This window comes from Mesobacillus campisalis (genome assembly GCF_000986785.1).
Taxonomy (GTDB): domain Bacteria; phylum Bacillota; class Bacilli; order Bacillales; family Cytobacillaceae; genus Mesobacillus_B; species Mesobacillus_B campisalis.
Map to the genome: position 1 here is coordinate 169,287 of NZ_LAYY01000007.1, position 13,255 is coordinate 182,541.

The following is a 13,255-nucleotide window of genomic DNA, read 5'->3' on the forward strand; positions in this document are numbered from 1 at the left end:
GTTCATTTTTTGAGTGGTACACGACCCTCGAACTGTCTACCACTCATGGGCTTTTTTGCATATAAAAACCTCCTTTTTATTTTAATGCCATCCTATAAAGGCTGATTAGCGCTTCGGCTTCATCCCGTTTGCCATGGTTGGTGGAAATATGCTCCCGGGCTCTGTTTCCCAGCCTGCTCCTGGTCTTTTCTTCGGTAATAAGGCGGCGGGCGAGGTGAAGAAAGTCTGTTTCCTCCCTGTAAACATAGCCAGTTTCATCATGGGTTACGAGGCTGAGATTGCCGTCATTCCCAGAGACCAATACCGGAACCCCGGAAGCCATGGCTTCTATAATGGCGGTTGATTGTCCCTCCGAGTGGGAGGTGTTCAGCACGACATCTGCCTTTTTGTACAATGGGCCCATTTTGCTGTGCGGGACTTGGCCAATGTATTCTGCCCAGCTGCTGTTTTCCGCAATGAGCTCTTTCACCATTTCGCCTTCTTCCGGCTCAATGATCGGCCCGGCCAGCAGAAGACGGATAAAAGGAAATTCATTATGAAGTTGTTTTAATGCATTAATGGCAAAGGGGATATTTTTCACCTTTCTGATGCCAGCCGGAAAAAAAAACTGAACTATGCCATCTTCCTTACTTTTAGCCTGATGGCTTTCCCCAAACTCAGTAATTCCCTGCTGAATGACAAATACTTTTGAGGCGATATCCGGTATTTCTGCGAGGAGCAGATGTTTCGCTTTTTCGGAAAAGACATGCACGGCTTTTGCGTCACGGACTGAAGCAATCACATCCTCACGCCTTCCAGGATGGAATAAATCATGATTCAAGTCAGTTCCAGTTATCGTGATAATATAAGAATCAATTTTAATGTGTAATCTTTCTTTGAATTTATAAAAAAGGTAAGCGTGGAAACCGTGTACCAAGTCTGCCTGAGGAAAAGACATGTACTTCCTATTTTCGGTAATGGAGACGATTTCTGTCTCGACACCGTGATGTTTTAGTTTTTCTGCAATTCGCTGTACCGTCACAGTATTGCCTCGCTGCTGATGAAAGTTCGGGGTGGCTAAAACAACCTTCACTGAGTCACTTCCTTAATTTCTCTCTAGGGCTAAAAAATTTTTGACAGTCTTTTCAGCCAGATGCAATTCTTGATTACGTTAGTATACTACAGAATCGCGTGAACGGGAAAAGATAAAACATTTTGTATAAAAAAGGGGCTATACTTCATTAAAAATCCAGAAACGACTTCTAACATAATACAGATTATATGTGGAAGACTAGGGCCATCACGGGTTACTGGGAGGTCAAAATGGATAACAAGGACAAACTGGATCTGCTTCTGCGAGAATATGGATATCCGGATGAAGCCATTACAAGATTTATGGAAGAAACACAGGCGCTGGATTTTGAAGAAGCAAAAAAGATCATCATGCCTTATCGGGATATTACGTCATCGAGAGTCGATTCGGACTCTTATTAAGGGAGAGGGAACAGCCTGGCCATGGTGCCAGGCTGTTTTTTCATTTGCCTAACCTGTACAGCAGGTGGCCAAGCTAAAAACGATGGCGTTCATCAAACTGGTCTGCTTACATGCTCCTGGTCATAAGGTTAATAAAAAAGCTTTTTATTGCAGGAGGGAAAGCATGTGAGTGTCCAAAGTGTCACGGCCCTTCAGGAGCATTCGTTTTGGCTTGAAGTACTGGAAGACCATGCCTATTTTATCCGGGATTTCATATCGGCAAGTGAGAAACAGTTTTTTAATATGGCAAAGCAATATATTGCCCTTTTCAGCAATCTGAGGGGACGGTTAAGGTTGCTCCCTGAAAATGCACCCGCAGCCTCGGTGGAGATGATTACCATAGCACGGGAAATTTATCCGGTTGCTTACGGATATTATCAGTTTGAGGGCCATTTGCAGCAGTTAAGGCTGGAAAACAAAGTGAACCTTAATTTAACGCCTACCTATTTGAATGGAACGCTGGGAGAAAATCAGGAGTACTTACGAATGCTGGGTTATTATGTGAATGGCCAGGAGCCGCCGATTCTTCCGCTTGTTGATTTGATGGATCTCTGGCTGGAAGATCAGGCTGGCCATGCGGCGCTGCTAGTCCGTACACTTGATGGAGTGGAGTCTCACCTGGTCAATGAAACAAGGGGCTTCATGCAAACCTTTCAAGCATTCATTGTAAAGAATGAAGCAATAAAAGGATATTTGCGCTTTGCGGAGGAAGGGTTTCCTATCCAGCTGCGCTTTGCCAAAGATGTAGCTCTTGCAGTGCTTGGGCTTACACAGAATGTGGAGAAAATAGTCTATTTGTATAAAAACGATGAAGTTCTTAATCAAGGGACATTGCGTTTTCTTGAGCATCATTTTCCGGAAGCATGCTATTTTTTGATAAAGCTTAGCCACTATGCACCCGATATAGACTATCCCCCATGTACATTAACAAAGCCATCTTTCAGGTAAGGCAGCATCCAGCTGGATGCTGCTTTTTTTGATGCCAAGGCGGTGGATGTATCTTATGCAGAATAGATTCCCTCCCTAAACAGCAAATTAAAAGAAAAATGGAAAGGAAATGGCCTATGAAAATTAGAATTCCGCTTGTTGTCCTTCTGTTTTTGCTGTTGTGCAGCAGTCTTAGTCCCTGCAGAGCAGAAGACATCGAACCTGGAGATTTGGAAAAGGTGACGCTTAGCCTTTTGCATCCTATCATAGTGGAAGGCTTGGAGGAGCATTATGGAGGACTTGCGCAGTTTGAGAACCTTAAACTTGTCAAAATAGTTCCGAAGCAGCTGCCCGCGGATCTGAAAGATGACTCTTCTTTTAAAAGCTCAGGATCAGCCTATGAAATTACCGTCCAGCTTGAGGTACTTGCAGCCAAAGGAAAAGAAGGAGTGACCATGATCTTAAGCAATGATACTGCAGCGAGTGGATATGAAGTTGCGAGGCTCGAAGCGAAGCAAAAACCGTAGATTGGATAGCTGGAATTCCCTGGTGAATTGGGCATGGAAACAGTAAAACCATCATATAATGCGCATAACCACAAAATTGGAGCGGTCCCCGAGGTGGCCGCTTTCTTTTATGGAAGGAATGGTAAATTTGCGCGAAAGCTTTTATGTGTTTGTATACGGAAGCTTGAGGAAATTCGGACACCATAACTGGATGCTTGCAAACGCACCCTGTGCTGCTTCGCAGAGCTGGACTACAGGCACATTATTGGATTCTGGTGCAGGCTTTCCCTGTATGGTCCAGTCTGAAGGCCGCGTTTATGGGGAGCTTTATATTGTAAACAAGGACCAGCTGGCTGCGGTTGACTGGTTTGAGGGCTTTTACGGCCAAGGGTGTAATAATCATTTTGAACGCGTCATTCAAACGGTCATGACCGATAAGGGCCCCAAAGAGGCATATGTTTATATCCTTAAAGACCTGCCGCGGGCTCAGTTAATGGAAAGGGTGGAAAATGGGGACTGGGGCGTACATGTACTGTTAAAGCAAAAAGAGCTTCTCTATTTCGCCTATGGGAGCTGTATGGACAATGAGCGATTTGCCAAGGCGGGTGTCGGCCATTATTTCCAGAAAATGAAAGGGATAGGTACCCTAAATGGATTTACGCTCAGGTTCACGCGGAAATCATTGGACGGTGGACGTGCCGATATCGTGGAGGAAGGCGGCAGGGTAGAAGGGAAGATTTATGAAATACCAAGGGAAAGCCTTTCCTATCTGTATAAGCGTGAAGGAGTGGCAGCTGGCTGCTACAGGCCGGCGCTCGTAAGCGTTATGTTAACTGAAAAGCTTTTCAAAAACGTTTTAACATTTATAGTCATGGAGAAAGAAGCGGAAACAGCGCCTCCAGGCCATTATGCGGCAGAAATTTTGCGGGGAGCAAGCGGGTATGTTAGCGAGGGTTATCTGGAGCAGCTGAAATTGGATTTACACGAAAGGTTTTGTTTAACTGTAGAGGACGGAGCCTGAGTATGAACAAGGAAATTTGTCATAGAAAAGCCGATGTGCATGAGTCCTGAACATCGGCTTTTTATTCTTTCGTTATCTCTTCTTTTTCTTGGAATTGTCAGCAGCTGTTTTTGCTTTAGGGATCTTTTGAATAACCATGTGGACATGGACCTTTGTGCCATCCAAAGCCTCTACACCCGCCACGGTTCCTTTTCGGCCCTTAATGGTCAACACATCACCTTCGATGGGTATATTTCTAAGGAGCTGGCACATAAGAACATTCTTATTTTCAAGAAAATACACAGCATACATCCGCATCTCACCTGTTCTCTATGGGATATGTTGCATTAGAATCTCCCTATAAAATATATGGCCATCAATCCCATTTAGACCGGCGGGAATAAAAATAAAGAGGCCGGTATCGGCCTCTATGTTCATATCAGTGCATATGGTGCGTGAAACCCTTATCATTATTGTTCACTAACGGCATACTGAATTGGTGGTACCTGCTAATAGAAGATGTATGTTCGTTGGTGGTCAACACTGCTTGGGGGAAAAGCTGCTGCAATTCGGCAACCATCTTCCCGGCGATTCCCTGATTGCGGAATGAAGGCAGTACAGACAGATGCTGAAGGATCACTTCTTTCTGATTTTTGATACAAACACCGATTACGCCTATGATTTTTTGATTTTCCTTCCATAAATAAAGCTTATGGGCAGGGTCTGTTTCGTAAAGTGTGATCGTTTTTTGCAGCTGTCTTAAATCTTTTTCGCTGGGCATTAAGGCTAGCATTCCCATAGCCAATTTTCGGCAGACCTGTTTGTATGGAATTATCATGATGACCCCTCATATTCTATGCTGATTCTTCTTCCAAGCCATTCTTTCCCCTTTTTTACTAGCTTTAAACCTTTAAATGTTAAAAGGTTTATAAAACAAGCAAATATTGGAGCCTATTTCCAGGCAATGGCGTGACCCTATTGACAGCATATCCAATACTTATAAGGCGTGAAAGGGATTCAGCACAGCTGAAAGAGGGGGGCTCAATGGGCGCGTGATCACTTTTATAATAGGATAGGAATTTATTATCTTCCGAACAATGCAGCAAAAGGATATGTTTTCCCATCCATGGCTGGCCGATGGCGGGAATCATCCCATTTCCTCTCATGAAATACATATGAATACATCCTTACTATTTTGGTCATACAGTATATGCCGCCAACCAGAACTTGTTTATCCAGTTATTAGAAAGTTATGTTCACAGAATGTTAAATGTTTTTCCATTATTCGACAAAATCCACTCTTCTTATTTATTAACATATGAATTAAACTGAACATATTAAGAGGAACATTTCCAGGAGGTTGGTCCTAAATAATAGGAATGAGCCAACTGAAAAAGTGAATGATTACTCATTCAATGAAAAGGGGGGGGTGGAGAAAGGGAAACAGGAATGTAGATAAAAAATATTTTAACCAGGGGAGAATGAAAATGACAAATGAAAAAACGGCCGATTTTTTTACTTCGTATCGAAAAATAAGCGAGATGTGGGAAAAGGGTCTTAATGATTTTTTATTCAAGGCAGTAGATAACAAAGAGTTGATTGGGCTGACGAAAGTTGGAGTGGATGCACATTCAAGGTACGTGGAGAGGCTGAAACGGAACCACGAGCTGATCGCAAGCTATTGGAACCTGCCGACAAAAAAGGATGTGGCCAATGTTGCGGAGTTAACCATTCAGGCTGAAGAAAAAGTGGATATGCTTGAACAGCAAATATGGAGCATGCAGGATGCATTTGCAGCAACTTTCCAGGAACAGCAGACATTGATACAAAACGTGATGGAATTCAACCAGCAGATGCATAACGAATTGATCAAGACTGCAAAAGGCTTGTCAGCGGATGTGAAAAAGCTCGGCAATGAGATAACAGAAGCTGCCGACCTAAAGAACATTGAGGAAATGAGGGAGGAGCTGGCTGGAATGAAAGAAGACCTGGAAGAAATGAAAAACCTGCTGAAGCAGGCAAAAGTACAGCCAGAGCTCGCTGGCTCATCTACATAAGGGGGAGAAAAGAGATGGCTTCAAGTACATTAATAAACATTCCTGCAGCGAGCCTTGAAAATGAACGGGCACGCTGGAACGCTATTTATAAAGTATTGACAGAACCAAAACCCGAGATTGTGCCAACACCCAGGCAGGCTATATGGAGGAAGAATAAGTCGGTCCTATGGCATTATCCTGCAGCGGAAAAGAAGTATGAAACCCCTCTTTTCCTCGTCTATTCGCTCTTAAACAAGCCATATATCCTTGACATTTCCGAAGAGGGAAGCGTTATAGGGAACCTGACCAAAATGGGGTATGATGTGTATATGTATGACTGGGGTACACCCGGGCTGGAAGACAGGAACATCACTCTTGATCAATATGTCACCAACTACCTTGAAATGAGTGTCCGCCATGCCTTAAGGCATTCCCGTGCCGAGGAGATTTCCCTGGTAGGTTATTGTCTTGGAGGAACGATGTCGGCGATTCTCGCCTCCATAACCGACCTTCCGATTAAAAATCTGGTCCTGGCTGCCGTGCCCCTTGATTACAGCACGTTTATTTTACCTGAAAAATGGGTCAAAGCCATCCAGGATGGGACGCTGGGCTTTGACCAGCTAACAGATGCATATGAAGTAATTCCATCACAATTCTTGTTTGCGGTCTTCATGGCGCTCCAGGGCTTCAATATTGGACCCAATATCAACCTCATTACAAGAGGGCATGATCCTAAATATGTGGATAAATGGCGCCGGATGGACAAATGGATGAAAGATTCCGTATCATTTTCAGGTGCAGCATTCAAGCAAATGCTCAAAGAGTGGTATAAGGATAACAAGCTGGTAAAGGGAGAAATGATTATTGGCGGCAAAAGGATGGATTTTGGCAATATAAAATGCAGCCTGCTCGTAATCACATCTACACGTGACGAGCTCGTTCTCGAAAGCCAAAGCTTGCCGATCATGGATTTGGTTTCCAGTGAAGACAAGACATATGAGCTAGTAGAAGCAGGGCATGTTTCCATCTGCCTGACAGGACAGTTTGCCTTCGCTGTGGATCCATGGCTGTCATCCCGTTCCAAAGTAATGCAGCCAAATTAATTGATTTGGTAAAACCGGAAAGGTCACCCTTTCCGGTTCTTATGTGTCGGCAGGTATGTAAGCAAAATCCATATAGTATTTTCAGGGGGAAGTTTTAATGAGGAAATTAACTCTTTCGGACGGCCAAACTCTAGAAGTCGCATGCTTGTCCTGTGCGCTGACCAGCGGCCTAGTTGAGCCGGCAGGCGGCGTAATTGTGGAAACGGAGCATTTCCATGCCCACCAGGACGTGGCCTACCCGATTAAAGGCTTGGTGATTTTAGCATCAAAGCGCCATATTAGGTGCCTGGATGAACTTACTGAAGAGGAATCCCTGGAGTACATTTCATTGCTGACGAGAATCCGCAGGGCACAGAGAAAAGTTCTGGGCATTGAAAAGGTGTATTACTTTTATAATGAAGATACCACCCATCATTTCCATACATGGATGGTGCCCCGCTATGATTGGATGGAAAAGTTTGGCCGGTCCGTCGAGTCGGTCCGGCCTGTACTTCTCCATGCCCGGAATAACAGAAATGATGAAAAACATAAAAAAGACGTATTGGAGGGAATACGGGCCCTGACGGAAGAACTTAATTTTAAAATAAATATAAAACGGGGCCGCTAAGGCTCTTTTTTTCTGCATATTTCTCTAATGATTATGCTATTAATTCCAGGCAGATAATAGGATAAAGAGTGGAAGGAGAGATGATTACTATTGAGATTAAAGAAAGTTCTCTGCATATTACTCGTACTGTTCTTTTTCCTATCACTGCACACGTCCTCTAACAGAGCGACCAATGAAATAGAGAAAACGAAAGTAGTCTCTGTGGCTGCACAGCCAGCTGGAAAGGAAATGAATTCCGAGCTGGAGACCTTATTGGAAAGTGTGAAACAGGATGAAAGGCTAAATGGGAGTGTTGTTGGAATCAGCATCCGGAAAGGAAGCACCGGAGAAATCCTTTATTCCAGCTTGGGAGAGACCCGGCTGCATCCTGCTTCGAACCAAAAGCTGCTGACAGCGGCGTCTGCCCTCATGACACTTGGTCCTGACTATACTTTTTCTACAGAGGTGTGGGCAGACGGGAAGATAAAAAATGGAGTACTTCACGGCAATCTTTATTTGAGAGGCAAGGGAGACCCCACCTTATTAAGGGAAGACCTGGTCCAATTTGCACTGGATCTGAAATCCAAAGGCATAGACAGGATTGACGGTGATTTGATAGGGGATGACAGCTGGTTTGACGATGTCAGGCTTTCGCAGGATCTGAACTGGTCGGATGAGGGCAACTATACCGGCGCGCAGGTTTCTGCATTGACGCTTTCTCCCGATTCCGATTTTGACACCGGCACAGTACTAATCGAAACCTTTCCGGGTGAAAAAGCTGGGAAACCGGGCAAGATTAAGGTGACGCCGGCAAATGAATATATAGCTATCCTCAATAAAACAGTAACCGTTGACGCGGGAGAGCCGAGGAAGCTGTCGGTTGAAAGGGAGCATGGAAATAACAGGATTGTCATCAGCGGAGAAATCCCCATCAAGAGCAAACAGGAAAACTGGGTTGCAGTATGGGAGCCGGCAGGTTATACGGTAAATGTTTTTAAACTGGCGCTGGAGCAAGCGGGCGTAAGTTTCAGCAAGGATTCCTCAGAAAAACGAGGTGCCACACCCAAGAAGGCTAAACTTCTCACCTCCAAGGCATCCATGCCTTTAAAAGAAATTCTTATTCCTTTTATGAAACTGAGCAATAATGGCCACGGTGAAATCCTGGCGAAGGAAATGGGCAAGGTGGTGCATGGAGCAGGCAGCTGGGAAAAGGGCCTTAAAGTGATGGAGGAATGTGCAAAACTACTGGGTATGAATACGGCCTCCATGTTAATACGGGACGGGTCTGGCATGTCCCATAAAAACATGATCCCCGCCAATGAAATATCAAGATTGCTGTACGCCGTACAATCAGAGGAATGGTTTCCTGCTTTTGAAAAGTCCCTGCCTGTGGCCGGGAGTTCTGGGCGGCTGAAAGGGGGAACACTCCGTTCCCGCCTGACAGGTGACAATGTTGAAGGAAGGGTGAAGGCAAAGACCGGTTCCATTACTGGCGTGTCGTCGCTTTCAGGCTATGTGACAGCAAAAAGCGGTACCACTTACATCTTTTCCATAATGATCAATAATCATTTAAGCCCTTCGGTTAGAGAACTCGAAGACAAGATTGTCACCATTTTGGCTGAAAACGGTTAGCCATGGATACTGATTAAAAGCACCCAAGAAACTTGGGGGCTTTTAATACTCCTAGAGGCGTGCAGTGTTGGATTGCACTTTTCCCTCGGTTTAAGCAAAGAGGAACAGGTAAAGAATTAAACATAGCCTATCTCCAATCCTATTCAAGAATAATAGTTTTTGGTAAAATTAGGATAGAAGATTCATAGAATACGGCAACCAGGACGAATGCACGAAAAGGAGGGAGACAAAATGCCGAGTTTTAGCAGTTATCTTTTTAGAAAGGGAATAAAAATTGGGGTAAAGAGGTTAGGAGATCTGAAGCAGGTGGACATCGGTGAGCGGCGACGAAAAATGGATGCACTTGCACTTAGGTGGTCGAAGCTTCCGAAAAACACTGAGGTTAAACAAACCGAGATTGAAGGACTGTATGCAGAGTGGATTTCCAATAATAAGTCCGTGGATAACAAGGTTATTCTCTATTTGCACGGAGGCGCTTATGGGTATTGCTCTGCAAACACGCATCGTTCGCTTGCCGCTAGAATCATGAAGGAAGCCGGTGTCAAGGTGCTTCTCCCAGAGTATCGGCTTGCGCCGGAAAATCCGTATCCTGCAGCGCTGGAGGACGCTCTGTGCATCTATCGCTGGCTCTTAAGGCAAGGTTACGATCCCGGCAACATTTTTTTAGCCGGGGATTCGGCAGGAGGAGGCTTAAGTGTTGCTGCCGCCTTGTATTTGAGGGACCATGAAGAGCCGCTGCCTGCGGCAGTCATTTGCCTGTCTCCATGGGTGGATTTGACGAGCGGCGGTGAAAGCTACACCAAAAATCAACCCATTGACCCTTACTTAACGACAGACGGAGCAAGAGCAACTGCACTTGCTTATGCTGGAGAGGAAAGACTTGACCACCCGTACATTTCTCCGGTGTTTGCCGATTTTACCGGGTTTCCGCCTTTGTTTATCCAGGTTGGCAGTATTGAGATCCTGTTAAGCGATGCCGAACAGCTTGCTGAAAAAGCACGGAAGGCAGGTGTACAGGTGGACATAAAAGTCTGGCAAGGGATGTGGCATGTATGGCAGGCTAGCGGCCGTCTCCGTGAAGCGAAACTGGCCATCAGAGAAATCGGCGAATATATAAAAGAGATAGACCATAGGTAAACGTTTGTTTCCTGCAGCTTAATATGCCGCTTTCCGTTTTTGTGAAGACGAAATAAGTCTTGGTTTTACGGTTTATTATGGAAACGGCATATTGAAGCGGCTCCACCCGATATATATGATGGAGCCGCTCATCTATCTTTCCTTGATATCAAATGAAATTAAGCGGCCATTTGCCGGATTATAAACGACGTTACCCTGAACCCTTATTCTTTCCTGGGGGGATTGCAGGGTGAATTCATAGGTTCGCCTTGTTTGGGTTGGAGAAATTTCTGTTGTTCCTATTAATTTATAGTCGACCACATTATAGCCAGGATAGGCAGCTTGAGTTACTTCCAACAAATATTTCCCCCATTCCTCAGGCTCAACCTGTGGAGAAGTTAGGATTTCAATGTCGATGACACCCTGGTTTGGATTGGCTCCCAGCGCCGCAAATGCCCGGCGGTGGAGATTGATTCTGTTGGTGGGGTAGCCTTGGACCCGGTCAACAACTTTTACCAGAATTTCTCTCGGGCTTTGCGAAGAAATATTCCTGATTTCAAGCATTTGGCCGCACCGATAAGGAGTGTTTGTTCCTACGGCTGCTGTCATATATTCATTATCGGACCAGGGAATGCCGCACTGAGTGACTGTTCCTCCTTCGGTCCAGGTGGCCTGGCCCCTGATTGGCTGCTGCCGGGCATAATAAGCCGGATAGCCACGATAATAATGCTCACGAAAAGGCTGTTGTCCATATGGCGCGCTCTGATAATAGTAACCATTTACAGTAGGCAGATAGGCATAATGAGGGTACATGTTTTTCCTCCCGGTAAAAAGGCTTTTTAATACCGTATGTAACCCCAGGGTTGACCGGTGACTGAGGGGAGACACTCCTTTTGAAGGTTCCCCAACATGATAATCCCTTTAGCCAAGCCAAGTCTGCGTTAAATTTCGATTATAATCGGAAGAATCATCGGCCTTCTTTTTGTCTGCCTGAACAGATACTGGCCGACTGACTTTTTGATGTTTTGTTTCATCACATTCCACTGCCGTTCTCCATGAAGATCATTGACCGCTTTCGTTGCCAGGGAATTAACCTCTTTTAACAGTTCCTCTGAATTTCTTGCATACACAAAACCTCTGGATATTGTATCTGGGCCCGAAACGATTTTGCGGTCTGATTTGCTGATGGTTACCACAATCACAAGCATTCCATCCTCAGACAGCTGTTTTCGGTCCCGGAGAACGATGTCGCCCACATCGCCAACCCCTATTCCATCCACATACGTATCTCCATTTGGGATCGAACGGGTCTGGCGGGCTGCACCGTGTTCTATGTCAACCACATCACCATTTTTAATAATAAAAGTGTTTCCCTGCTCAACACCGACCGATTCGGCCAGTAGGCGGTGATGATGCAGCATCCGGTATTCCCCATGAATTGGCACAAAATAGGTTGGCTGCATCAAGGTGAGCATCAGCTTAAGGTCTTCCTGGTATCCGTGCCCCGATACATGCATTCCGGTAGAACTGCCGGACCCGTAAATCACATTGGCACCCAATTTAAACAGATTATCAATGATTTTTGAAACTCCCTTTTCATTTCCAGGGATGGGTGAAGCAGCCAAAATTACGGTATCACCCGGATAGATGGACGCATCCCGGTAGTTTCCCGTCGCCAGGCGGGCGAGCGCTGCCATCGGTTCGCCCTGGCTCCCGGTACATAAAATGGCGACTCTTTCAGGAGTGAAATCCTCAATCTGTTTGGCATCAATCAGCATGCCATCGGGAATATCCACATATCCTCTTTCCATTGCAACCTGGACTACATTCACCATGCTGCGACCCAGCAAGGCAAGTTTCCTGTTCGTTTTGATCGCCGATGCGACAACTTGTTGTACCCGGCTTACATTGGAAGCGAAGGTTGATACAAATACCTTACCCGTCGCTTTCATAAATGCTTCATCCATATGGCTGCCAACCATTTGCTCGGACGGAGTAAGCCCTTTGCGTTCGGCGTTGGTGCTCTCGGACACAAGCAGCAGGACACCTTGCCGGCCAATTTCCGCCATTTTATGTATATCGGTTTTTTGATTATTGGCTGGTGTAAGGTCAAATTTAAAATCCCCAGTATGAACGACATTTCCTTCGGGTGTATGAAACACAATCCCGAGGCAGTCAGGGATGCTGTGGCTAACCCTGAAAAAAGAGACCCCAATCTGGCCAAGCTCCAGCTTTGATTCCGAATCAATGGTCACAAGCTCGGAATCCCCCATGAGATGATGTTCGTTCAATTTCAGTTCAACTAGTCCAAAGGTAAAATGGGTCGCGTACACAGGAACTTCGAATTTCTTTAGGAAATAGGAAATGGCCCCAATATGATCCTCGTGCCCGTGGGTCAGAATTAGACCCCTGATTTTTTCCTTGTTCTCCTCTAGATAAGTAAAATCAGGAATAATCAGGTCAATGCCTAGCAAGCTCTCATCGGGAAACTTGCCTCCCGCGTCAACCACGATAATATCGTCGGCATACTGAAGGGCATACATATTTTTACCTATTTCATTAATGCCTCCCAAGGCGAAAAAAGACAGTGCATTATTGTTTGTGCTCAAGGTCAAATCCTCCCAATCACTATGATTTTCTTATTATCCCCGTTTTTGTTTCCTTTATTTTAGTGAATTTCCAGTCGTTTAAGGTGTTAAACCAATAAAAAATGATTAAGAATATTTTAATTACAAGTTGACAGGTAGGAATAATGGGTATTATAATCTCCTTAATAAAAGAAAATAAAGAGGCACGCTGATCGGAACACCGAAGGCATAACCCTTATCCAGAGGGTT

Annotated in this window: 14 protein-coding genes; 9 read left to right on the plus strand and 5 right to left on the minus strand. The window is 45.0% G+C overall.

The window, feature by feature from the left end:
* Nucleotides 1–76: 76 nt before the first annotated feature.
* Nucleotides 77–1,072: a glycosyltransferase family 4 protein gene (locus WQ57_RS08370; protein WP_046523289.1), complete on the minus strand. Its 996-nt coding sequence runs from the start codon at nucleotides 1,070–1,072 to the stop codon at nucleotides 77–79.
* 230 nt (nucleotides 1,073–1,302) lie between these two features.
* On the opposite strand from WQ57_RS08370, the gene WQ57_RS26590 reads away from it, so the two are divergent.
* The 4 genes from WQ57_RS26590 (at nucleotide 1,303) to WQ57_RS08385 (ending at nucleotide 3,966) form a co-directional block, all read left to right on the plus strand.
* Nucleotides 1,303–1,473 carry a hypothetical protein gene (locus tag WQ57_RS26590; protein ID WP_156183090.1) on the plus strand — a complete coding sequence of 57 codons (171 nt, stop codon included), beginning with the start codon at nucleotides 1,303–1,305 and terminating at the stop codon, nucleotides 1,471–1,473.
* 165 nt (nucleotides 1,474–1,638) lie between these two features.
* A complete protein-coding gene (locus WQ57_RS08375) occupies nucleotides 1,639–2,460 on the plus strand; it encodes a DUF2935 domain-containing protein (protein WP_046523290.1) in 822 nt (273 codons plus the stop codon).
* Nucleotides 2,461–2,576: 116 nt separating this feature from the next.
* Nucleotides 2,577–2,966 carry a hypothetical protein gene (locus tag WQ57_RS08380; protein ID WP_046523291.1) on the plus strand — a complete coding sequence of 130 codons (390 nt, stop codon included), beginning with the start codon at nucleotides 2,577–2,579 and terminating at the stop codon, nucleotides 2,964–2,966.
* A gap of 109 nt (nucleotides 2,967–3,075) precedes the next feature.
* The gene (locus WQ57_RS08385) at nucleotides 3,076–3,966 is read left to right on the plus strand and encodes a gamma-glutamylcyclotransferase family protein (protein ID WP_052948689.1); all 891 of its coding nucleotides are present in this window, start codon (nucleotides 3,076–3,078) and stop codon (nucleotides 3,964–3,966) included.
* Nucleotides 3,967–4,038: 72 nt separating this feature from the next.
* Here WQ57_RS08385 and WQ57_RS08390 read toward each other — a convergent pair whose 3' ends face one another.
* Nucleotides 4,039–4,257, minus strand: a complete 219-nt coding sequence (locus tag WQ57_RS08390; RefSeq protein ID WP_046523292.1) for a hypothetical protein — start codon at nucleotides 4,255–4,257, stop codon at nucleotides 4,039–4,041.
* A gap of 127 nt (nucleotides 4,258–4,384) precedes the next feature.
* Nucleotides 4,385–4,783: a GNAT family N-acetyltransferase gene (locus WQ57_RS08395; protein ID WP_046523293.1), complete on the minus strand. Its 399-nt coding sequence runs from the start codon at nucleotides 4,781–4,783 to the stop codon at nucleotides 4,385–4,387.
* A 649-nt stretch (nucleotides 4,784–5,432) separates the two neighbouring features.
* Between WQ57_RS08395 and WQ57_RS08405 the strand changes: the two genes are divergently transcribed.
* The 5 genes from WQ57_RS08405 (at nucleotide 5,433) to WQ57_RS08425 (ending at nucleotide 10,439) form a co-directional block, all read left to right on the plus strand.
* Nucleotides 5,433–6,002 (plus strand): hypothetical protein, encoded by a 570-nt coding sequence (locus WQ57_RS08405; RefSeq protein WP_046523294.1) that lies wholly within the window; start codon nucleotides 5,433–5,435, stop codon nucleotides 6,000–6,002.
* 14 nt (nucleotides 6,003–6,016) lie between these two features.
* On the plus strand, nucleotides 6,017–7,084 hold the full coding sequence (locus tag WQ57_RS08410) for an alpha/beta fold hydrolase (protein ID WP_046523295.1): 1,068 nt from the start codon (nucleotides 6,017–6,019) through the stop codon (nucleotides 7,082–7,084).
* A gap of 97 nt (nucleotides 7,085–7,181) precedes the next feature.
* Nucleotides 7,182–7,691, plus strand: a complete 510-nt coding sequence (locus WQ57_RS08415; RefSeq protein WP_046523296.1) for an HIT family protein — start codon at nucleotides 7,182–7,184, stop codon at nucleotides 7,689–7,691.
* A 90-nt stretch (nucleotides 7,692–7,781) separates the two neighbouring features.
* Complete coding sequence (gene dacB / locus WQ57_RS08420) at nucleotides 7,782–9,302, plus strand: D-alanyl-D-alanine carboxypeptidase/D-alanyl-D-alanine endopeptidase (protein ID WP_046523297.1); 1,521 nt, start codon at nucleotides 7,782–7,784, stop codon at nucleotides 9,300–9,302.
* 231 nt (nucleotides 9,303–9,533) lie between these two features.
* Complete coding sequence (locus tag WQ57_RS08425; RefSeq protein WP_046523298.1) at nucleotides 9,534–10,439, plus strand: alpha/beta hydrolase; 906 nt, start codon at nucleotides 9,534–9,536, stop codon at nucleotides 10,437–10,439.
* Nucleotides 10,440–10,571: 132 nt separating this feature from the next.
* Here the strand turns inward: WQ57_RS08425 and WQ57_RS08430 are convergent, their stop codons facing one another.
* Together WQ57_RS08430 and WQ57_RS08435 are read right to left on the minus strand one after the other, a co-directional pair.
* Nucleotides 10,572–11,231: a DUF3889 domain-containing protein gene (locus WQ57_RS08430; RefSeq protein ID WP_046523299.1), complete on the minus strand. Its 660-nt coding sequence runs from the start codon at nucleotides 11,229–11,231 to the stop codon at nucleotides 10,572–10,574.
* Between the two features lie 128 nt (nucleotides 11,232–11,359).
* Nucleotides 11,360–13,027 carry a ribonuclease J gene (locus tag WQ57_RS08435; protein WP_046523300.1) on the minus strand — a complete coding sequence of 556 codons (1,668 nt, stop codon included), beginning with the start codon at nucleotides 13,025–13,027 and terminating at the stop codon, nucleotides 11,360–11,362.
* Nucleotides 13,028–13,255: the final 228 nt, after the last annotated feature.

Bases quoted from the DNA above. Each gene is read 5' to 3' on its own strand.
- WQ57_RS26590 (WP_156183090.1), top strand. From the start codon at position 1,303: ATGGATAACAAGGACAAACTGGATCTGCTTCTGCGAGAATATGGATAT.
- WQ57_RS08380 (WP_046523291.1), top strand. From the start codon at position 2,577: ATGAAAATTAGAATTCCGCTTGTTGTCCTTCTGTTTTTGCTGTTGTGC.
- WQ57_RS08385 (WP_052948689.1), top strand. From the start codon at position 3,076: ATGGAAGGAATGGTAAATTTGCGCGAAAGCTTTTATGTGTTTGTATAC.
- WQ57_RS08390 (WP_046523292.1), bottom strand. From the start codon at position 4,257: ATGTATGCTGTGTATTTTCTTGAAAATAAGAATGTTCTTATGTGCCAG.
- WQ57_RS08395 (WP_046523293.1), bottom strand. From the start codon at position 4,783: ATGATAATTCCATACAAACAGGTCTGCCGAAAATTGGCTATGGGAATG.
- WQ57_RS08405 (WP_046523294.1), top strand. From the start codon at position 5,433: ATGACAAATGAAAAAACGGCCGATTTTTTTACTTCGTATCGAAAAATA.
- WQ57_RS08410 (WP_046523295.1), top strand. From the start codon at position 6,017: ATGGCTTCAAGTACATTAATAAACATTCCTGCAGCGAGCCTTGAAAAT.
- WQ57_RS08415 (WP_046523296.1), top strand. From the start codon at position 7,182: ATGAGGAAATTAACTCTTTCGGACGGCCAAACTCTAGAAGTCGCATGC.
- WQ57_RS08425 (WP_046523298.1), top strand. From the start codon at position 9,534: ATGCCGAGTTTTAGCAGTTATCTTTTTAGAAAGGGAATAAAAATTGGG.
- WQ57_RS08430 (WP_046523299.1), bottom strand. From the start codon at position 11,231: ATGTACCCTCATTATGCCTATCTGCCTACTGTAAATGGTTACTATTAT.